Source organism: Leptospira idonii, from assembly GCF_004770995.1.
GTDB lineage: Bacteria > Spirochaetota > Leptospiria > Leptospirales > Leptospiraceae > Leptospira_A > Leptospira_A idonii.
The window spans coordinates 74,011-98,942 of the sequence record NZ_RQHW01000079.1 but is presented as its reverse complement, the minus strand read 5'-3'; the positions used below and the strand labels follow the sequence as shown (position 1 = coordinate 98,942).

The 24,932-nt window shown below is 41.2% G+C and carries 24 protein-coding genes; 13 read left to right on the top strand and 11 right to left on the bottom strand.

Translation table 11 applies throughout. From position 1 onward, the window contains the following. Positions 1 to 2 precede the first annotated feature (2 nt). The 3 genes from mpl36 (at position 3) to EHS15_RS18365 (ending at position 4,955) form a co-directional block, all read left to right on the top strand. Complete coding sequence (gene mpl36 / locus EHS15_RS18375) at positions 3 to 905, top strand: RlpA family plasminogen-binding lipoprotein MPL36 (RefSeq protein WP_135762048.1); 903 nt, start codon at positions 3 to 5, stop codon at positions 903 to 905. A gap of 144 nt (positions 906 to 1,049) precedes the next feature. Continuing rightward, a complete protein-coding gene (locus EHS15_RS18370) occupies positions 1,050 to 4,277 on the top strand; it encodes a SpoIIE family protein phosphatase (RefSeq protein WP_135762047.1) in 3,228 nt (1,075 codons plus the stop codon). Between the two features lie 153 nt (positions 4,278 to 4,430). Next, on the top strand, positions 4,431 to 4,955 hold the full coding sequence (locus EHS15_RS18365; RefSeq protein WP_135762046.1) for a DUF2147 domain-containing protein: 525 nt from the start codon (positions 4,431 to 4,433) through the stop codon (positions 4,953 to 4,955). A 56-nt stretch (positions 4,956 to 5,011) separates the two neighbouring features. On the opposite strand, the gene dcd is transcribed toward EHS15_RS18365, so the two are convergent. Both dcd and EHS15_RS18355 read right to left on the bottom strand, forming a co-directional pair. Next, positions 5,012 to 5,536 carry a dCTP deaminase gene (gene dcd / locus EHS15_RS18360; protein WP_135762045.1) on the bottom strand — a complete coding sequence of 175 codons (525 nt, stop codon included), beginning with the start codon at positions 5,534 to 5,536 and terminating at the stop codon, positions 5,012 to 5,014. A 3-nt stretch (positions 5,537 to 5,539) separates the two neighbouring features. After that, positions 5,540 to 6,313, bottom strand: coding sequence for an enoyl-CoA hydratase-related protein (locus EHS15_RS18355; RefSeq protein ID WP_135762044.1), 774 nt, complete (start codon positions 6,311 to 6,313; stop codon positions 5,540 to 5,542). Positions 6,314 to 6,379: 66 nt separating this feature from the next. Between EHS15_RS18355 and EHS15_RS18350 the strand changes: the two genes are divergently transcribed. Next, on the top strand, positions 6,380 to 7,078 hold the full coding sequence (locus EHS15_RS18350) for an LIC10067 family putative lipoprotein (protein WP_135762043.1): 699 nt from the start codon (positions 6,380 to 6,382) through the stop codon (positions 7,076 to 7,078). Positions 7,079 to 7,082: 4 nt separating this feature from the next. Here the strand turns inward: EHS15_RS18350 and EHS15_RS18345 are convergent, their stop codons facing one another. Together EHS15_RS18345 and EHS15_RS18340 are read right to left on the bottom strand one after the other, a co-directional pair. Beyond that, the gene (locus EHS15_RS18345; protein WP_135762042.1) at positions 7,083 to 8,606 is read right to left on the bottom strand and encodes a hypothetical protein; all 1,524 of its coding nucleotides are present in this window, start codon (positions 8,604 to 8,606) and stop codon (positions 7,083 to 7,085) included. 43 nt (positions 8,607 to 8,649) lie between these two features. Then, positions 8,650 to 9,003: a VOC family protein gene (locus tag EHS15_RS18340; protein ID WP_135762041.1), complete on the bottom strand. Its 354-nt coding sequence runs from the start codon at positions 9,001 to 9,003 to the stop codon at positions 8,650 to 8,652. Between the two features lie 141 nt (positions 9,004 to 9,144). Here EHS15_RS18340 and EHS15_RS18335 point away from each other — a divergent pair, with 141 nt between their 5' ends. Together EHS15_RS18335 and EHS15_RS18330 are read left to right on the top strand one after the other, a co-directional pair. After that, on the top strand, positions 9,145 to 9,609 hold the full coding sequence (locus tag EHS15_RS18335) for a DUF3347 domain-containing protein (RefSeq protein WP_167884286.1): 465 nt from the start codon (positions 9,145 to 9,147) through the stop codon (positions 9,607 to 9,609). 79 nt (positions 9,610 to 9,688) lie between these two features. Next, positions 9,689 to 10,594: a hypothetical protein gene (locus EHS15_RS18330; protein WP_246052300.1), complete on the top strand. Its 906-nt coding sequence runs from the start codon at positions 9,689 to 9,691 to the stop codon at positions 10,592 to 10,594. Between the two features lies 1 nt (position 10,595). On the opposite strand, the gene EHS15_RS18325 is transcribed toward EHS15_RS18330, so the two are convergent. Then, the gene (locus EHS15_RS18325) at positions 10,596 to 11,837 is read right to left on the bottom strand and encodes an MFS transporter (protein ID WP_135762038.1); all 1,242 of its coding nucleotides are present in this window, start codon (positions 11,835 to 11,837) and stop codon (positions 10,596 to 10,598) included. 130 nt (positions 11,838 to 11,967) lie between these two features. Between EHS15_RS18325 and EHS15_RS18320 the strand changes: the two genes are divergently transcribed. Further along, positions 11,968 to 13,158, top strand: a complete 1,191-nt coding sequence (locus EHS15_RS18320; protein ID WP_167884285.1) for a pyridoxal phosphate-dependent aminotransferase — start codon at positions 11,968 to 11,970, stop codon at positions 13,156 to 13,158. Here the strand turns inward: EHS15_RS18320 and EHS15_RS18315 are convergent. Both EHS15_RS18315 and EHS15_RS18310 read right to left on the bottom strand, forming a co-directional pair. After that, complete coding sequence (locus EHS15_RS18315) at positions 13,120 to 14,025, bottom strand: patatin-like phospholipase family protein (protein ID WP_246052309.1); 906 nt, start codon at positions 14,023 to 14,025, stop codon at positions 13,120 to 13,122. The genes EHS15_RS18320 and EHS15_RS18315 overlap by 39 nt on opposite strands. A 62-nt stretch (positions 14,026 to 14,087) precedes the next feature. Further along, positions 14,088 to 14,384: an LIC_11321 family protein gene (locus tag EHS15_RS18310; protein ID WP_246052299.1), complete on the bottom strand. Its 297-nt coding sequence runs from the start codon at positions 14,382 to 14,384 to the stop codon at positions 14,088 to 14,090. Between the two features lie 146 nt (positions 14,385 to 14,530). Between EHS15_RS18310 and EHS15_RS18305 the strand changes: the two genes are divergently transcribed. Next, positions 14,531 to 15,487, top strand: a complete 957-nt coding sequence (locus EHS15_RS18305; RefSeq protein WP_135762035.1) for a YjgN family protein — start codon at positions 14,531 to 14,533, stop codon at positions 15,485 to 15,487. Positions 15,488 to 15,489: 2 nt separating this feature from the next. Next, on the top strand, positions 15,490 to 16,698 hold the full coding sequence (locus EHS15_RS18300) for a M48 family metallopeptidase (protein ID WP_135762034.1): 1,209 nt from the start codon (positions 15,490 to 15,492) through the stop codon (positions 16,696 to 16,698). Here the strand turns inward: EHS15_RS18300 and EHS15_RS18295 are convergent. Beyond that, positions 16,690 to 17,595: a GDP-mannose 4,6-dehydratase gene (locus EHS15_RS18295; RefSeq protein WP_135762033.1), complete on the bottom strand. Its 906-nt coding sequence runs from the start codon at positions 17,593 to 17,595 to the stop codon at positions 16,690 to 16,692. The genes EHS15_RS18300 and EHS15_RS18295 overlap by 9 nt on opposite strands. Before the next feature lie 85 nt (positions 17,596 to 17,680). On the opposite strand from EHS15_RS18295, the gene EHS15_RS18290 reads away from it, so the two are divergent. From EHS15_RS18290 to EHS15_RS18275, 4 genes are all read left to right on the top strand, one after another. Further along, entirely contained in the window at positions 17,681 to 18,703 is a 1,023-nt protein-coding gene (locus tag EHS15_RS18290; RefSeq protein ID WP_135762032.1) for an LIC_10202 family protein, read from the top strand. Continuing rightward, positions 18,703 to 19,767, top strand: coding sequence for a glycosyltransferase family 4 protein (locus EHS15_RS18285; RefSeq protein WP_135762031.1), 1,065 nt, complete (start codon positions 18,703 to 18,705; stop codon positions 19,765 to 19,767). The genes EHS15_RS18290 and EHS15_RS18285 overlap by 1 nt, the downstream gene beginning before the upstream one ends. A gap of 65 nt (positions 19,768 to 19,832) precedes the next feature. Continuing rightward, on the top strand, positions 19,833 to 20,834 hold the full coding sequence (locus EHS15_RS18280; RefSeq protein WP_135762117.1) for a glycosyltransferase family 4 protein: 1,002 nt from the start codon (positions 19,833 to 19,835) through the stop codon (positions 20,832 to 20,834). Beyond that, positions 20,818 to 22,011: a glycosyltransferase family 4 protein gene (locus tag EHS15_RS18275; protein WP_135762030.1), complete on the top strand. Its 1,194-nt coding sequence runs from the start codon at positions 20,818 to 20,820 to the stop codon at positions 22,009 to 22,011. The genes EHS15_RS18280 and EHS15_RS18275 overlap by 17 nt, the downstream gene beginning before the upstream one ends. On the opposite strand, the gene EHS15_RS18270 is transcribed toward EHS15_RS18275, so the two are convergent. From EHS15_RS18270 to EHS15_RS18260, 3 genes are read right to left on the bottom strand one after another with little or no spacing between them, the layout of a single operon-like run. After that, positions 21,992 to 22,804 (bottom strand): inositol monophosphatase family protein, encoded by an 813-nt coding sequence (locus EHS15_RS18270; RefSeq protein ID WP_135762029.1) that lies wholly within the window; start codon positions 22,802 to 22,804, stop codon positions 21,992 to 21,994. The genes EHS15_RS18275 and EHS15_RS18270 overlap by 20 nt on opposite strands. Next, positions 22,805 to 23,668 carry a 5-bromo-4-chloroindolyl phosphate hydrolysis family protein gene (locus EHS15_RS18265; RefSeq protein WP_135762028.1) on the bottom strand — a complete coding sequence of 288 codons (864 nt, stop codon included), beginning with the start codon at positions 23,666 to 23,668 and terminating at the stop codon, positions 22,805 to 22,807. 2 nt (positions 23,669 to 23,670) lie between these two features. Continuing rightward, entirely contained in the window at positions 23,671 to 24,741 is a 1,071-nt protein-coding gene (locus EHS15_RS18260) for a toxic anion resistance protein (RefSeq protein WP_135762027.1), read from the bottom strand. Between the last annotated feature and the right edge of the window lie 191 nt (positions 24,742 to 24,932).

The following is a 24,932-nucleotide window of genomic DNA, read 5'->3' as shown; positions in this document are numbered from 1 at the left end:
TTATGCAAAAATTCATTTTCTTATCCATTGTTCTGTGGTTGGTTTCCTGTTCCTCCACAGATGCTACAAGACGTAATTACAGCGCTTCCGGCGATCCTGAAGATATCTTTTTCGAAAGATCTCAAAAGAACAGAACCTCTAGTGGGTTAGGTGACGATGCCGTGGCAAAATCCATTCTGGACGATCTGAATCCGAAGACAAAAACGGATGCGGTATCTCAACTTCCGGAGAAAAAACCGAGTTCCGGCGGAAATTTCGATGAAGTAGGACTTTCTTCCTGGTATGGACAAAAGTTCCAAGGAAGACCTACTGCGAGCGGAGAACCTTTCGACAGAATGAAAATGACAGGGGCACACAGAACCCTTCCTATCGGTTCTTTGGTTAAGATTCAAAATTTAGAAAATAATAAAGAAGCAGTCGTTCGCATCAACGATCGAGGGCCTTTCGTAGACGAAAGAATCGTAGACGTATCCGAAAAAACGGCGGAAATTTTGGAATTCAAAGAAAAAGGAGTTACCAAAGTAGGCATCCGCGTTTTGAAAAAAGGCGAAGAGGAATTGGATGCGGCCGAACTGGATGATACAGAACTTTTGGATGATGTTCCTGCGAAACCGGAAAAGTTAACTCCGAAACCGGGAAATTTGACTTCTAAGCCTGTGGCAGTTACCACAACTTCCGGAAACCCAAAAGGGTACACTGTGCAAGTAGGTGTATTTGCTGAAAAAGAAAGAGCGATGAAATACAAAGATACCATGAAAGCGGACTACAACCAATCCGTATTCGTTTATCCTAGAGAAGGGAGATATGTGGTACAAGTAGGAGATTTTGCCGATAAAGCGAAAGCAGAGTCCCTAAAAACACGTATGAAATACGATGGAATCGATTGTTTCATTCCTAATAAATAAAAAGAAAACAAATCCCTCTTGGAATCCCAAAAAGGCGTTTTGGTGCAATGCACCCAAACGCCTTTTCTATATGAAAATGAATTGCTTTCAGATACATTTTTGTTACGATTTTGCAGTAATCCTTCAACCTAGAAGCCACCGATCATGAGTGAAAACATCTTTTCTTCCAGCCACGTACTCACCAACTATTACACCTTCGGCAGTCTGATCGTCACAGTACTCATTGCCATCCTGTCTGTTTTTTTCTTAACACTAAAAGACAAAACACCTGCCACCAAACATATGGGATTAGCCTGCATCTATCTGGCTCTATTCCAGCTAGGCTATTTTATCGCTGCATTCTACTACCATCCGATTGCAGCTTACCATCGTTGGCTGACAGGCGGACTCATTTTATTCGGAATCATTCACTTCAGCCAGTTCTTCTTCCGTTTTCCTGACAATGAGGATAAAAAAATCGCAGACATCCTTCTTTATTCGATGTCAGGTGCTGCCATTATCGTTGTAACTTGGTTCTTGTACCAAACTGCGATCAGTGAAAAGAAATACCACTTCACTGCCCACCACTGGGATTTCAATGCGGAGAATGCAAGTAAAATCCTAGGAATCTCCATAGTCATTTATTCCTTCATTTCTTTTATCTTTATGCCGGGTTACCGTCTCTATAAGATGGAGAAAGGAAAAAGAAGAGCTCTTTCCGCTATGGTATTCTCGGGTTTGATTGCTGCCATCGTTCCCAACATAACAAACGTTATGAGCAGAGACGGCGCAATGGAAAGATCCACTTACCTCACCGCTCTCGTATTACTTTTCACTCTCACATTCTTTCTCATCACACTCGTGTTCATCAATACAAGCAGTGAAAGAACCACTTTTATGGTGAAGATCGTAGGTATCTCCTTCGTTACCATGCTTCTCATCATGCAGACTTTCAGTTATTTGGTGGATCAAGAGAAGGAAACATCTTACGATAGTTTTTCCATCCAAAAGGCGTTGCGTGCTTTGGAAGGAGGGGAAAAATCCAAAGATATTCTCTTCATTGTGGAATACGAAGTCTCTTCTCAGACGTTGAAAAAATCTTTGCTCCCGCAAAACATCAATTTGGATCTTCCCTTAGTTCAGGCTGACCTTTACAATACTGCACTTTACGATGAAATCGCAACATTACCTACGGAAGGTTACAGAAAATCGATCGTCTCCATCCTGAACAAAACTCCTTACTACTTCGAAGGATACAAAAACTCGATCCTCAATCATTTGGAAGAAAATCAAACATTGGAAGACGGAGAATTGAAAGAATCCGTCAGTCAATTGATCGAAAAGTTGAACAAACGAACTTTCATCAATACGAACAAATTGTCCGATATTTTGACGGATCAATTCTGCGAAGAGGGAACTTCTTACATCCAAAAAGTAAAGAATGTCGACTTCTTCAGAGACGCCATTCTCAAACATCTGGACGGTTGTCAGTGGGACGGAAAAGAAATTTCCCAAAGAGATCTTCGTATGGAGATGCTCAAGTTTTTCCGTTATTTCAAACCTGACTTAACACGCCACTATCGTAAGGATCTGGATGGAGTGTCCCACTATGTGGCCTATATGTCTTACGATGCAAAGAAGAAGGTCAATAGAGAAGTAGGTTTCAACTACAGAGACTACCGCACTTATATGCACAAGTCCGCCAGACTAGAGTTAGTGATTTTAGCGATCGTGCTTGTGGTTCTACTTGTGGTATTCCCTCTCTTCTTCCGATCCACTCTCGTTAATCCTCTCTATAGCCTCTTGGCAGGGGTGGAAAAAGTAAACCAAGGAAATCTGGAAGTGGAAGTTCCGATCCAAACAAACGATGAGATCGGATTCTTAGCGGAATCATTCAACGGGATGGTGACATCCATCCGAGACGCAAGAAGAGAACTGCAAGATTACGCAGAAAACCTGGAAGAAAAAGTAAAAGAAAGAACCAAAGAACTACAAGAGAAAATGGACGAAATCCATCGACTCAAAGTACAACAAGACGGGGACTACTTCCTCACTTCCCTTCTCGCCAAACCTTTGTTCTTCAATGCGAACAAATCGTCCAACATTCATTCCGACTTTTTCGTTCACCAAAAGAAAACATTCGAATTCCGTAATAAAACGGGGGATTTGGGCGGGGACATTTGTATCACAGGAAACCTGAAACTGGGAAAACCTGACGATTTCCGACGTTATACGATGGCAATGAACGGAGATGCAATGGGTAAATCCATGCAAGGTGCCGGTGGTTCCTTGGTGATGGGAGTCGTAATGAATTCGATTATGGCCCGTTCCGCAGGAAACAAACGAATCCTCAACAGAACTCCGGAAGAATGGCTGACGGATGTTTATGAAGAAGTCAATGCGGTATTTAAATCGTTCAGTGGAACGATGGTAATCTCCGCAACGGTTATGCTCATAGACGATGAAACGGGGAAAGTTTGGTATTTCAACGCAGAACATCCTTTCAGCATTCTATATAGAGATGGCAAAGCAAGCTTCATAGAAGAAGAACTCAAATTACGCAAGTTAGGTTTAGATTCGGAATATCCTTTCGAAGTGCAAACCTTCCAACTGCTTCCCGGAGACCGTTTGATCATCGGTTCCGACGGCCGAGACGATATAGACTTAACTCCTGATGAAGATGTGAGAACCATCAATGAAGATGAAATGCAAGTCCTTCGATACGTGGAAGATGCGGACGGAGACATCTACAAAGTAGAAGCGTTGATCAAACAAGCGGGAGAAATCACCGACGATATCTCGATGATGGTATTAAGCTACAAAGATGAAAAAGTAGCAGGTTCCGTTTCCAATACTAGTGAACCTTCCGTGGAAGCACCTGTTGATAATTTTTTCGAATCCACAAACGAAGAATGGGACAAAGCTCTCACCACTTCGGGGGCCTTTGAAGAAGGAAAAATTCTCTATCAAAATGGAGAAATCGAAAGAGCCATTCACGTAATGAAAAAAGCCTTCCTAGGGGATCAAACGAACCAAAAGCTGAATAAGTTTTTGGGATTGGTCAGTTACAAAGGAAAAGATTACGATGTGGCCTCTCAAGTATTGACCGAGTTTTTGAAAGAAAACCAAGTTTCTTCCGAGTATTGGTATTATCTGGCTATGTCCGAGAAAAAACTAGGAAACTACGAAGGGGCTTTGAAAGCGGCACAAGAAGCTTTGAAACTAGACCCTGAAAATTTCCAAAACCTAATCAACTTAGCAGATGTTAGCCGTCTTATGGGGAACGTCGATCGTGCTTTAACTTATGTTACAAGAGCGCAAGGGATCGATCCTGACAATAAGAATGTAGTTAAACTTACTAAGTTGCTGGAAAAAGCCACCAGCCTCAACTAAAAGATTACAAATCGATTTCACTGGAAAGAGAACAAACACGTTTTTCTTTCCAGTGAGCTTCAAATCCATCCTTCCCATAAAAAACCAGCTTGCCATCTTTTTGCCTTTTTTGTAAAATATGGGAATTAATTTCCTAGAGAAATAAGGATGAGTATGAACTATAAATACGCTTTATGCATTGGAATGGTTTCTTTGGCTCTTACAAATTCAGTATCGGCACAAGAAGCGGATGCTGCTGTCGGCAAGTATATCCCACCTGAAAAAGATTCCGTAATTGAAATCTTCAAATGTGGGGACAAATACTGTGGAAAAACGGTCTGTATCAAAGACAACGCTTACCCGGAAAAAGACAAAGACAAGGGAGTTCCTGGAACACCTTACTTAGATCATAACAACGAAAACCCTGCTCTTCGTACTCGCCCTAACTTAGGAATGCAATTCATCACTGGTTTCGAATACGTAGGGGAAGGAACTTACAAAAACGGAAAAATCTATAACCCTAGAGACGGAAAAACCTACTGCGGTAAATTCACTGTGATCGACGGCGGAAACAAATTGGATCTGAAAGGTACACTTTGTTCCATTACTTTCATCGGTAAAACGAACACATGGAACAAGTTAGCGGGCGTCAGCTTGGACGACCCTCGCTGGGATTGTGTGGATAAGAAGAAAAAATAGTCCGTAACTGCGATTCTATCGAAACAAAAAGGCTCGGAGAAAACTTCGGGCCTTTTTTATTTTTTCTCGAAATCTTTATAAAGCAAAGAAGGTTGAATTCCTTGGTTTGCCTGATATTTCCCGGATTTATACTCTTCGATCGCACCTTCTACAGTGTGATAGAAAATTTGGCAAATCTGCACTCCGGAATAAACCCGCAAAGGATGGATCACTTGGATTTCTAAAGTCCAAAATCCTTTGAAGCCGACGTCCCCGAAACCTGCGGTAATGTGAACGAACATCCCCAAACGACCGATAGACGAACGACCTTCCAACATAGGTACTAAATTATGAGTTTCTGTGAATTCGATCGTACGGCCTAAGTAAAGTTTACCAGGTTCAAGCAGCAATCCTTCCGGCGGAATGATCAACTTTTCCACAGGATTCGGTTTTTTCATATCCAACGGAAAGGAAGAATAAACAAGCATCTCTTCATGCAAACAGAGATTATATGAGTTCGGATTCAGTAAATTTTCGTTATAAGGCTCGATTTTGATGTCTGTGCCCAGTCTTTTTAGAATTTCTTTTCCAGTTAAAATCACGGATCATTCTCCAATAAATTTCGGTTTTCTTTTTTCACGGAAAGCTTCCAGAGCTTCCCGTCTATCTTTTGTTTGTATGGTTTCGTAATAACAAAGTCTTTCCCAATCTAAGCCGGCTTCTCCGTCATAAACAGAAGCACCTTTGATCGCTTTTTTCGCAGCCTTTACGGCAATCGGTGCGGACTCCGCAATGTCGTTTGCAACAGCAAGGCAGGATGTTTCGAATTCGGAATCGGGAAATACTTCCTGATACAATCCCCTGCGCAGTCCCTCGTCGGCACTTACTTTTTTTGCTCTGGAAATCCATTCCATTGCGACGGAAGATCCTAATAAACGAGTCAATCTTTGTGTTCCGCCGGCTCCAGGGATAATTCCCAACTTGGTCTCGGTAAGTCCTACCACAGCGGATTGTTTCGCATAACGAAGGTCGCAGGATAGAGCCAATTCCAATCCCCCGCCGAAAGCGAATCCGTTGATGCAGGCAAGTGTAGGCTGAGGCAGGGATTCGATTTCCAAAAAGCAGTCCCGAATGTCGGATAAGAATTTTTTCACCTGATCTTGGGACATGGAGATTCTTTCTTTCAAGTCTGCGCCCGCAGAGAAAGAATCTTCTGAGCCGAAAATCAAAAGAACTCTCGCTTTGCTTTCTCGAACTTCTCGGATATGGTCGCGGAGAGACTCCAAAAGCGAAACTGAGATGGCGTTTTTAAATTCGGGACGGTTCAGTCTTAGAATTGCGACATAATTCTTATTGATGGAAAGGGAAGATAAGTTCATGGAATTCTTTTCCAAGGAAAAAATAGAAATGAAATCATGCAATGAATTCCGATAATAGAAGGGGTTATGAAAACGAAGAAACTTCCTTTTTTCTTTTTCGCATATTTGGCTTCGGTTTTGCTCGTACAATGCAAAACACAGTCCAGTGTGGATCCGCTTGCTGCGCTTCTTGTCAATCCCCCTACTATTTCCTCAGTCACTCCTCAGATAGGAACTCCTGCGCAGAACAATTTGAACGCTGCCTATGGAGCAACGGAAGTCACCATCAAAGGCGAAAACTTCGGCTTGGATGCGACAGTTCGTTTCAACGAAATACAGGCCACAATCATAGCCAATTTAGGAACTGAACTTCATACCCTTGTCCCTGACGGAACCTATTCAGGATACGTTACTGTTTCCAAATCGGGAGGCTCTTGTTTCTCAGGACAAAAAACGGGAATCAATTGTGTAGGAACGGAATTTTTCGTAGATTGTTATGCGGTAACCAATAAACAATACGGGGAAGAAACCGAAATCAAACAAGGGGAAAGCAAATCGATCACTTTCGACGGAGTGGAAACGAAAGCGTTTCGAACCAATGTCATTACAGGTTCCGCATCCATCACCATCGGATGCGACAGCATCGTCACTCTCAGAGTTTTCAATAGAAGCTGCCAAGCGACGGATTACATTCTACAAAAAGACCCTACAGTCGTTATACCGGGAGGGATCTCCACACAGTTCTATTTGACTGCGGGATCTTCCACCTGCGGAATCACGATCTAAATCTCTAAATCGATTTGTTTTTCACGAAGCGCTTGAAGATGATGATGTTGGCGGCGCCCATCCACTGATTCATATATTCCCGAAATAATTGCACTCTAGGTTTGGAAGCTTTGATGTCCGCAGGAAGATTGTCGTATTCGGCAATCGCATGTGCGGAAGTCTCCTTATATTTTTGATCCACAATTTCGACGAGTTTTTTCAAAAGAGCTAAATTGTTTTTCTCTTCGCCTACGTTCGGTAAAACGACGCGATTCCAATAATCGATTACATGTTTTTTAACCACTTCTCCGGGAATCACTCTGGAAACTTTTTTCCCGTCGGTGGACTTTACATGCAAATAACCTGTATTCACTTCCGTAAGAAACTTTTTAGCGATCATATAAAAATGGGACGGACCTATGTGAAACAAAAAGACCCATTTCAATTGAGCGGGAATCCCCATATTCATCATGATGATGTTTTCGCAAAAATCGAAAAAGTGATTCAGGAAACTTAAATATTCTTTTTCCAATTCTTCTCCGGATCTGTTTTTCTTTTCCAGACTGGTCAAAGAACGGATGAGTTCTGCACGTAACACTTGTTCATCTGCACCCATATGGATGTCCATATTGATGGTTTGCTTGAACAGATCCTTTTCGGACGCATATTTATCCGTTTCGAATCGGAAAAAATAATGTTGGTCCGAGTTCCAAGAATACTTCCCGAAAGCTTGGATATAATTAACGATCGTTTCCTTTTTGTTCGGTTGTTTCGCCGCAATTTCAGGTTCTGCTTTTTTTAAGGCGACCCCGGCCAGTGCGGAAGATTCTTGTTTGGTTCCTGCTGTAATAGAAACCTTGTCGTTCTCTTCAAAAGGAATATTGATCGCAACAACTTCCTGGCTTTCTCCTCCTTGATAGAGTTTGTCCGAAAAAACGGAGGAAAGCCGATAGACCACATTCTCCTTAAACTTTGGTTTGGTGGGCTTCAAATCCCAAATCCCTTTCGGATTTTCAATTTGGAGAATATATGCCATTCGTTTGAGAAAAATACTCAAAAACTGAATTCGATCCAAAGCGGGAATAATTCTAAATCGCAACAAAGCTTCCCTTTGGAATTCGGGATCTTGGAAATTGCCTGTCTCAATTGCAGAGCGGATGGATTCCCATCCTCCCTTCGTATCGATGACAAAGTTTCGTAACATTTCAAAAATTAGGTGGAACTGAACGAAATCGTTTCGATTGGAATCTGCCTGGATACCTATAAAATAACGGGCATATTCCTTTTTGACCATAGGATACATATGTTTCTCATCCAAATTGATGATGATGTCTTTGATCTTTTTTTGGCTGCTGTTGAGTTCCGTATCGAGAGTCTTCCGAAAAGGAAGAAGGTCTCTTTTGTTAGCTTCCGTAATGTTCCCGGAAGTAATGAATTGTAGAAAACTGGAGATTAAGTTCTGAAGGCCGGAAAGAAAATAAACGTAGCCTTTTTTGAAATCTTGGATTTGGGAGAGTTCGTTTTCATCCTCTTGGATTACGGAATGCATGCCAAGAGGATTGTATCTAAAAAGAACGAAAAATCAACTCGATTTAGTTTTCGTAATAAATCTCGATCAGATTTTGGTTCGGATCTGTGAAAGTTAGGCTTTCTCCCGATTCTGTGCTCTCTGGTCCCTTTACGATTTTTACATTTTTTTCTTCTAATTCTGTGATCGCTTCCGTGAAATCATCCACATCCATCACAAAGCTGATCACCGGCATCGTTTGCTCGGAAGCAACATTGCCTTTTACAAGTCGTATTTTAAAGGAATCCAAGGAAAGAATCGCTTCCGCATCCTTTTTGGTCTCCACCTCGAAATCGAAAATTTCCCGATAGAACTCAATGGAAGCTTCGAGTTGGGAAACTGGAATATTGACGTGGCCGATGCCTTCTACGATGATCATACTGCTTCTGTACCTTGTTTTACTTTTCTGTCATCATGCTTGAAAATCCGGCTTTGTCGACAAAAAAGCTATCGTAAATCTACGAGCATTTTCAGTAAAAAGTGCATTCCAAGACTTAGCTGGATGAAAAATCTATTAAATATGAAAGTTTTTTTGCCCCTGATCCTCCTTTCTCTTTCTTTTTTGGGACTGTGCAAACAGGCAGAGATTCCCTTCACAGAAACGGATATTTCCCTGGTTTCTCAAGTTTTTGAAGAAAACCAAAAAATACAGGATGAACTCCTAAAAGACTCACCTAACCTACAGCTAGAAGGCCTTTCTAAGGCAGTCGATTCTTTAGCATCTTCTACGCATCCCCGCATTCAAGATTGGAAGTCTAAGTTAAAGGGATTGATTCCTAAAGATCCTAAGGATTTGGAAAAATCGTATGAGAATCTTTCCCAGATTGCACTGGTGCTTGTCGAAATCAAACAAGCGGTTCCGGTTCGGGGAGATTTCCAACAATTCTACTGTCCGATGGTGGAAAAATACTGGGTAGCAAAAGGTAAACAAGTCAAAAATCCTTATGCTCCTGAAATGAGAGACTGCGGAGATTTAGTCCAATAAATCACTTCATTTAATTTTGTTTATGCGAAAATGTTTTTTAGAAACTACTGTCGACGATGCTTGCCCGAACAACTGTAAAATGAGCTTCGATCCGCACACTCTTGTTGATATCAACAAGATGCAGTGCATCGCTAAAGAAAAGCTCAGAGCGTTTTTACAGAACAGGGTCACTTTCCGGGTAGGCATCTCCGCCTTTTATCAATCGAACTATAGAATTCTAGAAGAGTTCATGGCCGAATCCAAAGAAAACCAAGAACTAGTCACCTACTACCTTTATATCAGTGACCCTCCTTTAGTGAAGGACATCATAGAAGCATTCACTTCGGAAACTCTCGCCAGTTTGTTCCGAACCGACTACAAAACTTTCATCAGCATCAGAGATACGATCAGCAAAGAAAAAAGAGAAAAAAATTTCTTTAAGGTAAGAGGATACAGATACTGGACCTATCTTAACTTTCAGAAAGTCTGTGATGTGATCGTTTATCTGGTTCGGGAAATGAAGGAACCGGAACTAGCTTGTCAATTTTTAGTCATACTTCCTTCCGCCATCGTCTCCAATCTCAAAGATTACACCGGCTTCACTCCGGAAGAGGAAAAAACCCTTTATCAAGCATTAGGCGATGCAATCTATGAGCTTCCCATACAATCCCCTAAAATTTATGATCACATGTTGGCATTGTTTGCGGACGATATGGAGATATTCATCGTGCTTTCCACGATGGAAGAACTCATCCGCAGACAGGAAAAGATACTGGATCTGACGGAAAAACTTCTCAGTTATACTGCAAAAAACAGGCTGGATCTGAACATTCAGTACATCTTTTCCGAGTTAAACGGAACAGAGATAGGAATCGCCACTGAAATCCTGAACCAACTTCAAGAGAGGAAGGTGATCTCCCCCTCTCAGAAAGAATTGGTTCTGAATTTCTTAGAAACAGGAAACCTGGATATTCTCAAGCCCCTGAAGATGAATCTCCTCAGATAAGTCAAATATGGTTTCCAGGGATTTTGATCTTGGAGGCCAAAACGACACTCACCAGCAAACAAACGATAGAGATCATTCCCACCAATTCGAAGTTCACTAGCTCTCCGTTCACACCTTGCGTAAGGATATGACCTGAGATGAAAGATGCAGCTCCCGCGGAAATCGATTGAATCGAAGAATTCACCGACATGAAACTTCCTCTGATTTTAGGTTCCACAGCGGAAGTGACGAGTGCGAATGCAGGAACCATCCTTCCCGAAACGATGATCATAAACAAAGTACTGAGAACGATCACCCAAGGCAGAGGAGTTCTTCCTAAACTAGTAACGAGAGTGACAGGTACCACGGCTAGGATCGTAAGAATAGCGTACATTTTGTATTTTCCATAACGATCGGCTAAAATCCCTATGTATCTGCTTGTGAAGAAAGTGAACAATCCTCCGAAAAAATAAATGTAGGTAAGTTCGTTTTTATCCAAACCCACATTCGAAACCAAATAAGGCGCAAAAAACGGAATGATGGAAAATCCTCCGAACATAAGAGCAATCATGAACGCAAAAGAACTATAATGCGATCTCTCAGTAAGGACGGTTTTCACGGAAGACCATTTCGAATCGGTAGGATTATGATGTTCCAAATGGACTTTTAACTCGGGAAGAATCTTATAAGACGCAGGCAGAAGTAAAAAACTGATCACGGTGATTGCCAAAAAAGGGAAATGCCAGCCGTATTGATTCGCTAAGAACAATCCTACGGGGATTCCGATCACCGAAGCGATCGAGAATGCGGACATCACTACACCTGTCGCCTTTCCTCTGCGGAACACAGGAATGATGTCTCCTATGATGGATAGAATCAGTGCACTGATCATTCCTCCGAAACAACCGGCAACGATCCTTGCCAAAAGAAGAGTGATATAAGTAGGAGCCACAGCACAGAATAACGTGCCTAAGGCGAATCCTGCGAAGATGGTAAGCAAGGAAGATCTGCGGTCGAATCGATCCAGAAAAAAGGCTCCGATAAATCCGAAGATCCCTGCACTGATGGAGTATGCTGAAACCAGAAGACCGAATTCCGTGGAGTCGATCTTAAAGCTCTCCATAAAAACCGGGCCGAGAGGCATCATGATCACAAAATCCAGTATATGTAGAAATTGAAGCACCGCCAGAACGACTATGATGGCTCTTTCTTTTTTGATGGTATGAAGGGGATGATTGTCAGGATGAGGAAATTCTTTTTCCATACAACCATCATTGACCAAGTGGTCAGAAAAGAATCCAAAATAAAATGCATTTGGTCAATTTCTTGTATCTTTTTTCATTGGAAATATAAGGACATTTACGATATAAATGGTGTCTAAGAGGAAAGATTTTATGTTTTCCGATCGCATTCGAAATTTGGGAATTTCGGACGAAGAAAATGAACTGACCCGAATCAAAAGGGAAAAAGAAACCCAATCGATTCCCGTATTGGATTTAATGGCAAGTAACCCTACTTTGGTGGGGTTGGAGTTTCCTATCAATATCCTTTCGCATAACTTAGATAAATCTTTTTGGTCGAAATACAATCCAGATCCGAAAGGTCTTCCTCAAACCAGAGAAGCAATCTCATCTTCCTATCGAACGAGAAACCTGGAAATCAATCCGGAAGATCTAATCCTAACGGCAAGCACCTCGGAAGCTTATTCTTTTATATTCAAACTGCTGGCAAATCCGAACGATGAAATTCTTATCCCCGCACCGGGGTATCCTCTCTTTCCTTTTTTAGCGGAATTGGAAAACATCTCCTTAAAAGAATACTCTCTCACATTCTCGCCCGAATCCAAAGAATGGAATTATTCCCTGGAGGAAGTAAAAAGACAAATTTCTTCCCGGACCAAACTTGTGCTTTTGGTAAGCCCAGCTAATCCTACAGGCTCTGTTATGCGAAAAGAAGATTGGAAAGAATGGCTGGATTGGTCCGAAAAAACGGGAATCGTTTTGGTCTTGGACGAAGTGTTCGCTGACTATACGAATCTGTTTACAGATAAAAGTTCGCATTTTTATCCTGTCACTGACTCCGCTCCCGTTTTTGTTCTCAACGGAATCTCTAAAATGCTGGCCCTTCCTCAAATGAAATTGAGCTGGATCCATGTGCAGGGAAATCCTTCCTTTAAGAAGCAGGCCCTTTCCGGATTGGAAATCATCTCCGATAGTTTTTTATCCGTAAATTCTCCCATACAAACGATGCTTCCCGAACTTCTTCCTTGGAAATCGATGGTTCAAAATCGAATCCTCAACCGAATCAAAAGAAATGTAATGTTTGCCCAAGAACGTTTTGCGGAAATCTCTCGCCTAACTTGGACTTATTCGGATGCAGGCTGGTACGGGATGATTCAAATCCAAAACTCAGATCTCAGCTCAGAGGAATGGGCGGAAAAGATTTTGTCCGAAAAGAATGTGTATCTTCATCCGGGGGATTGGTACGGTTTCCCCGAAACGGAGACGGTTCTCATTGTGAGTTTGATTGCGGAAGAAGAGACCTTCTCAGCTGCGGCTGAGAAACTCGCTGACATCTTTTTGTAGATATTCTAAGATCTGCGTTTTTTGAGATTCCGCATCCGCTATTCCTAATTCGTAAGCTTCTCTCACTCCCTGCGGATTCGTATAGTCAAAGGAAGTGATAGGAAGTCGTTTTGATGGACGCATAATATAAGTTTTGCGAAGAAGGTCGGGATCTTTTCCTACGATGGTAGCAGGCTCATAATGAATCGCGATGATTTTAGCATTCGGAGCAAACTTTTCGATCACCAAATTGTTCGTAAGTCCCCCGTCCAAATAATACTCATTATTTACGGATTGAAAATCTACGATGGGAGGAATGGAAGAAGAATTTAAAATAAACTGTTCAATGACTTCCTGGTTGGAAAAATCTTTCTCGGTGAAGTCCACATCTTCCATATTCCATTTTTTGACGATTTCCGAAATGCGGTTGGCAGGTATGCCTTCGCTTCTGTCACGATCATCCAAAAGAAAGGCTCTTCCCGTTTCAGAGATCAACCTTGCCAGTCTGAATTTATTCTTTAGGGAGTTTTCTTTCGGATAAGCACGAACCGTATGAATGATTACCTTCACACCGGAAGCAAGGATTCGATCGAATCTCATTCCGAATCGAATGCCTCTTCTGTACATATCCTCATGAGGAAAGGTTCTTTCTCCCCGAAGCAAATTTGAAAAATGGAAATTACTAGAATTGCGTTTTGTGATTTCCTCGAAGTATTCTACGGTTTCATCTTCGGTTTCGGAAAGAATACAGAGCGCCATTGCGGCTCCTGCGGAAACTCCGGACACTTCGTTGAAACGCACCCCCCAATTGCGGAGCGCTTTGCCGATGCCTAGACCGTAGAACGCCTTACATCCTCCTCCGGCGATCGCCAAGGACACTTCGTACATAGGAAGGAATCGATTTAAGGTTTGATAGAATTGTTCCTTAACATCGGTAAGGTTTGGTAGATCTAATCCTCTTCCCATCGGAAGCATAATGTGTTATTCTCTCCTAAAAATCTGTCGAAATACAAACTGCTTCTGCAATCTTCTTCCGTTGCCAGAAAAAAATCATACCCTCCTGCCGGGTATTTGATCTTGCAACAACCTTTCTTCTCTTTTCTTGCGGGAGGTTGTTTGACGGATTTATCTTGCCCTTGCAGATCTCCTGCAGTAGGAGGAAGTTCCGATTGAGAGACAAGATTACCTCCGATCCCGAACAAAAGAATCGAAAGAAGAAACGTAGGAACAAAACGAAAAGAGAACATATATTCCATAGACGTAAAACTCACGAATTGTGTTCAGCTTAATTTTCTCTGCAGGAATAAATATTTTACAAGGATAATATTTTCCTTTACGACTCTTCGAACTTAACACCAAAATTACCCCACAAGAAATCTCTAAAGCAGGATCTATGGACAACAAACGAATTCAATACCATGCGACCGGACTCAATCTGTTTCTCATTTTGTTAAAAAACGCATTTCTAACAGTGTTTACATTCTTCATATACCATTTTTGGGCAAAGACGAATGTCCAAAAATTCGTAGCTGAAAATGTGGAATGGGCGGGAGAACGATTCTCGTTTCATGGAACCGGAAAAGAAAGGTTCATCGGTTTTTTAAAAGCTTTGGTGCTTGTTATCGGAGCAGCCATCATTCTAGGGATCATCAATACCATCGTGGGAATGATTGTTTCCCAATCCATTGTTCAAATCGTTTCGACAATTCTAACAGCGGCTTTGTTCCTTACCATTGCTCCTTTCATCTTAGTAGGAAGAACCAAATATCTTACTTCCAGAACGGGTTACCGCAACCTTCGTTTCGGATTCAACGGAAAAGGTTTGGAATTAGGAAAGATCTATCTAAGAGGCGGACTTCTTTCCATCATTACTTTGGGAATTTATTTTCCTTGGTTTTATATCGAACAGGAAACTTATATCAAAAATAACATCCGTTATGGGAATGCGAATTTCGGATTTCAAGCGGACGGAAAAGAATTTTTTTTCCTTTGTCTCAAAGGAATTTTCCTTTCCATTGTGACTTTAGGAATTTACGGAGCTTGGTTCTCCGCAGAGATCCAAAATTACATTTGGGGAAAAACAACTTTTCAAGGTAAAAAATTCTCCTCCGATATCACTGGCGGTCAAATTTTCCTCAATCTATTCATCTCTTATTTATTAGTCATCTTTACACTGGGCATCGCTTTTCCTTGGGCAGTCGTTCGCATGACAAAACTCTATTTGGAGTCTGTTAGTTTGGAAACTGAAATCGATTTTTCTACAATCACTGCGCAACCGGATGCAACTGCATCTGCAACCGTAGAAGGTGTAGAAGCTTTGGCGGAAGCTTTAGAAGGTTTCATCGGATAAAAATGATTCCCGGGAAAGAATATCCATCTCGTTACTTTAACGGAAAGTCTGCGATTCCTGAAGAAGGGGTCGCAGTCATTCAGAATACGAACTTCCAGTTCACTTCCGAAAATCTAACTCATAAAATTCCGATTCAAAATTTTACTTACTTCGACTTCGTCCCTCACGGATGCAAACTTACTCTCAATCCGGACGAAGTTTACGAAAGTCCGGTATTGGAAATATTTTGCACAAAGGAAGAAGCAAAAACATTGGAATCCGTTTGGTTCCAACATAAAAAAACAACCGGCTTCTTTCATAAAATCATATATAACATCAAAGAAATAAATCCTGTGCTTACGATCACCGTAGCCGGGTGCCTGTTTGTGGTTTTCGGTTTCGTATATTACTTAGGTCTTCTAAATATCTACCGCCTCGTTCCCACCAGCGTAGATGAAAGCATCGGTTCGATGGTTCACAAAAAAATCGAATCCGGTATAGGAATGGATTTTTGCGAAGCCAAAGAAGCGGAAGAATTTTTAACAAAGGCAACGGAAGAGATTCGCCCTAAAGATTCGCCTTACAAGTATTCCATTCAAATCATTTCCCGACCGGACACAAACGCATTCGCAGTCTCCGGAGGAAAAATCTATTTTCTATCAGGACTGCTCAACAAAGCGGACAGCCAGGAAGAGGTGTTAGGTGTTTTAGCTCACGAAATCGCTCACGTAGAAAAAAGACATCACGTCAGAAACCTACTCAAGGCATTGGGAACGGCATTTGCCATCAGTATTTTGGTGGGACCAGGATTGGGAGATTTCGAAATGATCGAAACCGCTTCGGAACTGGGAACAACGATTCTAGTTTTAAAATTCTCAAGGGATTTCGAATCGGAAGCGGATGAATATGCGGTTCAACTTCTGAAGGATGCGAACCTTTCCTTAACAGGACTTTATAGTTTTTTCGAAAAACTGCAAAGGGATGAAAAACAAATTTCTAAGGCAGAAGACAAAGGCAAAAACAGCGGCAAAGATCCTGAAGAAAAAAAGTCTACTGTAGCTTCCAAATTCTTCGACTTTACCGATTTTTTAAGCACTCATCCAGGCACTGAGGAAAGAATCGCCACCTTAAAAAAGTTAATCGGCTCCGAGAAGAAAAAAAGAACCAGACAGCTCGTTTCACAATCACAATGGAAAAAAATCAAAAACAGCTGTTTGCCGAAATCAGACTGAGTTGAGGTTTTCCATTTCCCTGTAAATTTCAAGAAGTGTATCTTCCAAAGATCTTTTGGAAGACCATCCCAATCGTTTCAGCTTGCGATTGTCTCCGAAAACGCGGGAAGTTTCCGCAGATCTAATTCTGGATTCATCCACCTTACATTCGATAGATACTCCTGAGATTGCGATCAGTTTCTCCACTACGGTTCTAATGCTTGTTTCCTCTCCCGAACATATATTGTAAATTTGCCCGGACTCGCCTTTTTCCATCAAAAGAAGATACCCTTCTACGATATCTTTCACATTGGAAAAATCACGAGTGGGATTCAAATCTCCCACTTGAATGTTTGTTAGATGTTTTCTCTTGGCTTCTATGATTTGATTGCAAAAATTAGGAATTACGAATTCGGGTCTTTGCCCGATGCCTATATGGTTGAAAGGTCTTGCGATGATGACTGATAATGTTTTGCTGAATGCGGAATACTGTCTGCAGTAAGATTCCGCCGCCAACTTACTGCCCGAATAGGGATTGATCGGATTTGCGATCAATTCTTCATGCAAAGGAAGAGATGTTTGATTTTGTCTTCCGTACACATCTGCCGAAGATACATACAACATTCTGACTTCACTCTGCAATCGATGCAAAGACTCCAAAAGATTGAGAGTTCCTCCCACATTGATCGCTTCTGTTTCCCAAGGATCTTCTATGGCTCTGGGGACAAAAGGCTGTGCCGCCAAATGGTAAACAAGAGAAGGTTTTGTAGTTTGAATCAGCTTTGCGGTTTCTTCCCGATCACGAATGTCGCAGGGAAAAGGAATAATTTCATACCTTTCTGCCTCTTCCAATGCGGAAACAAGGTATTTGCCCACAAACCCGTTGCTTCCGGTGACCAAAGTAGTTATTTTTTTCATAGATGGGGGAATTTTCCGCTTTCAGCCTAAGATTTAGTTGCCATTCTCCCAAAATTTCAAATCCTCTCAACAAAGAAAGAATTCTGTGGAGCAAGAACCCCTTTTCACACCTTCCCCGTTTCTGGAAATCAGAGATCCGCAATTGAACGTAAAAGAAATTATGCGAGACCTCGAATCCAAGATCCCTCTATCTCCTTCCAACGAAATAGATTGGGAAAGGGTGTCCCAAATGCAATTCCAACCGGAATCTCCGGAAGGATTCCGCAAATTTGATCCCGCAGGAACAGCACATCTTTTCGAAAAAGGGATCGCCCCTCCCAAGTTCACCAATCCGAAACTTTGGTTCATAAAGGGTCCTCTTAAATTCTTATTCAATCGATTCATCGGATTTTATTCCCTCGTGGATAAAAAACTTTCCGAAAACAGAATTCGCGCCTTCTTCTCCGTATTACACGAGTTAATTCGAATCGGCAAAAGAGTCCAAAGACTGGAAACCAGATTCGAAGGGTTTTACAAGGACTACCTTCTTCACTCCGACCGAAACAGACAGGCAAATCTGAATTTCGGATGGGCCACCAATCAATACTTTGACGATTCAGGACTCACGCAGGATTGGAATCTAGTTTTAGATGATTTGAAGGCTTCCGGCAAAACCTTGGTTTTGTTTCCGGAGTGGGGAGAAATTTTGAAACAGCTTACGTTTCAAACGATTCCTTTCCTATCGATCACGAATCAGCCGAGTGAACACGATTTTATTCTCAAGAAAATATCGTCTAACATCCAACTGGTGGAATCTCTATTTCCTTTGGAGAAAAACGTTTCTCAAAAAATGAATGTGATTTTATTTCTCCCTCTGAATCGTTTTCCTTCCCATCATCTGGAAACTATTTTTGCAGAACTCTCCCGGTGGATGCAGCCGAACCATCATCTCTATTTTTCAGTGCAGTCGGAGCCGGATGCAAAGAACAGACCTTTTGCGGACGTTCATGTTTCTAAAATCGATTTAAAACTATTAAGCGGTTATCTTTCCGGTTTCGGTTTTTCCAAGGAAAGAGATCTTTCCGTATCCGATAATTTAAAAGTCATCAAATATACAAAAATCTCCTAATGAATGTTTTCCAACATTTGGACGAACTGAAAGATTCCGACGGAGTAGGAAATGATGCTCTTGGTCTGGCAGCCGCATTTCAAACATTAGGCTGGAAATCGAATTTCATCACCCGCATTCCTAGAAAAGGAAAACATGTCCCAGATACGAATTTTTATCCGACTTCGCAGCAAAAACTTCCTTTGACTCCCAAGGATGTTCACATCCTGCATTATGGAGGGCAAGGTTATCCTTTTGATTTTTTCCAGAACCTTCCCGGAAAAAAAATACTTCGTTTCCACAATATAACTCCTGCTAATTTTTATAAGACCAGTACCACTCCCGAAATTTATCAATCCATGCTTCGTTTCGAATCGCTTTCTTATTTGGAACTGGCAACTCTTTCCATCTTCTGCGATTCGGTATGGTGTGATTCTCCTTTCAATGCGGAAACCATCGCCGATTTGAATTTTAAAAATGTATCCGTTCTACCCATCTGTAAGTCCTATCGAATTCATCCACATACGGAAAAAGAATTTAACAACGGTTCCATTTGTTTCGTGGGAAGATACTCTCCTCAGAAAAAATGGGAAGATCTAATCGAGTTTTTCTTTCATTGGAAAAAAAAACACCCTCACTCCAAACTCTATTGTATCGGTTCCGTGATCGGAGCTTTCGACGGTTATTTCGATCTTCTTAAAAACAAAGTGAACGAACTTCGACTGGAAGCGGATGTGGAATTTATGACAGGGCTTTCCGACGAAGAAGTTTTATCCGTTTTGAAACGTTCTTCCGCATTCGTATCCATGAGCGAACATGAAGGATTCTGTCTGCCGATCTTGGAAGCTTTCGGAATGAACTTGCCCGTATTCGCTTTCGAACAAGGAGCCATCCGTTCTACGATGAGAGAAGGCGGTTATCTCTTTCGAAATAAAAACTACACGGCTCTGGCGAATGAAATCGAATCCGTTTTTAAGGATGCCAAAAAAATAGATCAAATTTTAAACTCTCAAAGAAGCGCATTATCTTACTATAATGAGTTTCCTTGGGTAGAAACACTGCCCAAATTGGTGAGTCTACTTTGAATCTTAATTTTTCTGTACATCAATTCTCTGCGGGATTTCAATTGGGAGATGCTATCTCTCAAGAGATGATGGAGATCAAAAAACTCCTCCAATCCAACGGCTGGAAAGGAAAATTATTTTCGGGAAACGTTTATAAGGCGGAAGGAAACTACGCTGAAAAATTCACTAAAGCAAAAATCTCGGACAAAGATGTTCTTATCTATCATCATTCCATTCATACGGAAGTGCTTCCTTATCTTTTAAAACTTCCCAATCGAAAAATACTCATCTATCATAATGTGACTCCTCACGGTTTTTTCGAGCCTTACGATCTCAAATTCACATATTTATTGAGAGAAGGCAGAAACGATCTTTCCATAATCAAAGAAAAATTTAACAAATATTTTGCGGTATCCAACTTCAATAGAAGCGAACTAGTGGATTTAGGTTTCGAAAACCCTAAACTTCTTCCTCTTCATATCAATTTCAAGAAGTGGAAAGATATCTCTCATGAAAAACATAAAAAAGATCCCATCCAATTCCTTTTTGTAGGAAGAATTGCACCTAACAAAAGGCAAGACGATCTCATTCGATTCGCAAAAATCTGGAAATCTTTTTCGGAAAAACCTTTTTCGATGAAAATCGTAGGTTTCTGCAACCCGAACCAACAAACCTATCTGGATGAATTGGAAATGATGATTCGAACTTACGAATTGAAAGAAGAAGTTCAAATCGTTCCTTATGTGAACGAAGCGATCCTTTCCAAGTTCTATCAAGAGAGCAGTTATTTTCTTTCCATGAGTGAACACGAAGGTTTTTGTGTTCCTCTTCTCGAAGCCATGTTGTTCCAACTTCCTGTCATCGCATTCGATGCAGGTGCCGTTGCAGAAACAATGGATGGAGCAGGAGTATTGTTTCGAACGAAAAATTTCAAAGAAATCATAAACATGATTCTGGAACTCGAATCGAATCCTGATAAAAAAGAATCCGTGCTTTTGAAACAATCGCAAAGACTTGAATCTTATTCCTCTCGCACCGACATAAAACTTTTATTAAATAGTTTGGAAGAACATGCCCGCTCCCTCTGAGAAAAAAAAGATAGCGATCGTTATTCCCAGATTCCATCCCGATGTTGCGGGCGGCGCGGAAAAACTGGCAAAAGATTACGCAGAAATCCTGAAAGAACATTACGATATTACCATTTTCACTTCTTGTGCGAAAGACTATACGACTTGGAAAACGGAACTCAAACCAGGTACGGAAGAATGGGAAGGTCTCCGAATCAGAAGATTTCCCGTTTTACAGACCAGGTCTATGAACAATATGAACCAGATTCTGGAACTTTGCCTAAAACAAGGGAAAGATGTTCCTATAGGACTGGAAGATTATTTTCTGCAAGAACAAGGTCCCTATCTTCCGGATCTCGTCAATACAGTGTTAGAGGAAGAAAATAAATTCGATCTCTTCCTTTTAGTGGGATATTTGTATTATCCCATCGTAAAATTGCTCCCCAAACTGAAAAAACCGGTTCTGATCATTCCTACGTTTCACGATGAACCTCCTCTCAGACTTCCCGTTTACGAAAGAACTTTTTTACCGAAATATTCCTATTCCTTTAATGCTCCCGAAGAAGCGGAAGTTTACAAAAACAGAATGGGAACTTTACCGACAAACTATGCTTATATTGGAACCTATGTTCCTATGCCGGATCTCGCAAAAACAGAAACCGAAGAAGATTCGGAATCCGTTTCTCTACTCACCTTGGGGAGAATCGAACCTGCAAAGGGATTCGGAGAACTTTTTCGTCAGTACGATGAATGGAGGAAATTTTATCCTTCCGAAAATATCTTTTTATCGTGCATAGGAAACAAACATCTGCCCGATTCTCTCATTCCTTCTTCCGTTCACCTCAAAGGTTTTGTGGAACAAAAAGAAAAAGAAAAGCTACTAAACGATTGTTATTTGGTATTAAACCCTTCGCCTTTGGAAAGTTTTTCCATTGCGATGATGGAAGCTTGGTCGTATGGAAAACCTGTTTTAGTGAACGGTAAATCGGATGTGATGCGGGGCCACTGCGAAAGAAGTCAGGGAGGTCTGTATTATTCGGATGAAATTTCTTTCCGCCGCTCCCTGGAGTATCTTTTGGAACACAAAGAAGTGGGCCAAAGACTGGGAAACAACGGAAAGAATTATGTGAAGGCCAATTTTACGAAAGAAATCGTTACGAACAAACTTCTTGGAGTCGTTAGTAAACTACTCGATTGATATGGCCTTCGAATTCATTGAGTAAAAACTCGTGAAGAAGTCCGTTCGTCGCCAATATGCTGGGTGTATAAACATTAAAGTCGTTCCCATCCATAGTGGTGACCATTCCGCCTGCTTCTTGTACGATGAGTCCCGCCGCTGCCATATCCCAAGGTTTAAGACCCAATTCGTAATAACCGTCAAACTTACCATCGGCGATCCAACATAAATCCAAAGTAGCGGCTCCGGTTCTACGAATGCCTCTCGATTTTTGAAGTATGGATTTATAATACACCATCAAAACATCCAAAGATTTGTTTCTATCGTAAGGAAAGCCGGTAACGAATAAGGCTTCTTTCATACTTTTGCGAGTAGATACATGGATTTGAGTTTTATCCCGGAAGGCGCCTTTGCCTTTGATGGAATGATAAAAAGTATTCAATTCGGGAAAATAAACCATCCCGATCACAGGTTGTTTGGTATCTTCATGTTCCACCGCGACGGACACTCCGTACAAAGGAAGGCCGTGAGTGTAATTTGTAGTGCCGTCTAACGGATCTATAATCCAACGGAAACCGGAATCTCCGTGATGTTCTCCGAACTCTTCGGATAAAAAACCGTCGTGAGGATAAAACTTTTGGATCTCATCCAAAACCATTTTCTCCGCACCCAAGTCGGCTTCCGTAACCAAATCGTAGGTTCCCTTTTCGGAAACCTGCAAATTTGTAGAGAGATGTTTTTCGGCTAAAAAGTTTCCGACCGAAGGTAAAAAATTAAGAAAATGATAAGACCTGTCTTTGAGTTCCGACTCCATTTAGTATCCGCCAAAATCTATGTTTTTTTTCATGGCGGTGATTTCAACATCTAAGTTCAAAGTTTCGTCTGCTTTCAGTTTACCGCGAACTTCTTTCGTAGTTTTGATGACTTCTTGGAGCAGTTGTTCCAGTTCCGTTTTTCTTTTTTCATTGTCCGCTTCTCCTCCCCGACTCACTCGATTGTATTGAGAAAGGATCTTAGAAGTAGTCTCCGGAAAATAGTTCAGATATTGTTCCGCTTTTTTGTAGGAAGAAGGATCTTCCAAAAGTCTGAGTTTGAGATCTTCCAAAGAAACGGAAAATTGATTCGCTAAACTTTGAAGATTCGCATCCGGCAAAAGTTTCGCTTCTGCATCTATTGTTTGTTTTACGGAGTCAATTTTTTCCAAATGGGCTTTGAATTTGTCGAAGTCTCCTCCGTTCTGAAACCGTTTTTTGAGATCGTTCCAATTTTTCTTTCTCGTTTTGGAAGCAAATAATGCAGGAATAAAACTGAAAGGATAATTATGAGGTTTACCTATAGTAGTTTTAAAAACACCGAAACCTAAAAACAATAAATGAAGGAAAGCCACGAAAACGTATGAAAATACGAAGAGAACTCTGTCTTCTGAAAATGCCTGGCCGAAGCCGAAGTAACCCAGACCAACTAATGTTTGTAAATACATCGCTTCCAACGCCTGTCTTGAGGAATAGGAACCGGAAGGTCTACTGATCCAAAGAAGAAAAGGAAGCGCAACCGCACCCAAAGCTTCCCATGCGAACGGGAAAGGAAGTAGTGCCAAAGGATAAACTAGAAGAGTAGTTAGATGGGCTCTTCTCGCCCATCTTTTCTCTTCCGAAGATTGAATTTCGGATGGTTCCATTCTTATCTAGCTTCCAATAACTTTTGTTTGACTTCGGATTCGAGTCTTACCAACTCTTGTTCCGCATCTTTTCGTTTTTTTCTGCCTTCTTCCTGGATTTTCAAAGTTTCGGTGATGGTTTCGATCAACTGCTGATTTACTTTCTTCAAAGTTTCGATCTCTACGATTCCTTTTTCGGATTCTTTCGCAATTTCGATCGTTCCCGTCTTCAACATCTCTGCGTTTTTTTGGATCAAATCGTTTGTGGTTTTGCTGACCGCTTTTTGAGCTTCCAAAGCTTTCTTTTGGCGGATGAGTCCCAAAGCGATAACGATTTGATTTTTCCAAAGAGGGATCGTATTGAGGATGGAACTTTGGATTTTTTCGACTAACACCTGATTTCCGTTCTGGATCAAACGGATCTGAGGTCCGGTTTGCAAAGAAAGAACACGGCTGAGTTTTAGATCGTGTATTTTTTTCTCGAAACGATCTACCATCTGCACCATATCTTGGTATTTTTGAGATGCAAGAGTATCGCCTTGTGCTTTCGCTTTTTCCAACATCTCAGGAAGGATTTTATCCCTAAGTTCTGTGACTTTTAAGTCACCTGCGGCGATATAAACCTGAATGTCTTTGAAATATTCCAAGTTCTTTTCGTATAACGCCTGCAAAAGAGTGATGTCTTTTGTGAGAGTGGTTCTTGCCGTATAAAGTTCTTCGATGATCTTTTCGATTTGAGAGTATAGATCTTCGTATTTCGCCAAAAATCGCCTGGATGCGTCGAAGAGAGCGCCGATCACAGGAATTTTTGCCAAAGGACTTCCTTCTCCTCCGATCCCGTCCAGATTGAGATCTTTTACTTTGAATAGGAGGTTGTTTAATAATTCTCCCGCATAACCGGAGTCTTTCGTTTTGATTTCGGCAAGCACCTTGTCCGCAAATTCGGAAACTCTAGCTTGCGCAGAAGATCCGTATTGAATGATTTCATTCGGATCATTCAATTTGATCTGGCCAGTCAACTCCTGGACTTTTTTCATATCTTCTTCGGTTAACTGAAGTTCAGGGTCTTTTGATTTTAATTCCAGGGAATCCATACGCACATCATCCTAATTTTCTGTTTCCCAAAATTTGAAATTTATGGAACAGAGAATCAAGCAGAAAAAGAATTCGGGCAAAAAGGTGAAAAAGTCAATTTATTATAGGAACTAAATGCCAAGTAGAAGGCATATATTACATAGAATTAGCGGAAAGGTGAAATTTTTACTCCGATAATTTCTTTGGAAAA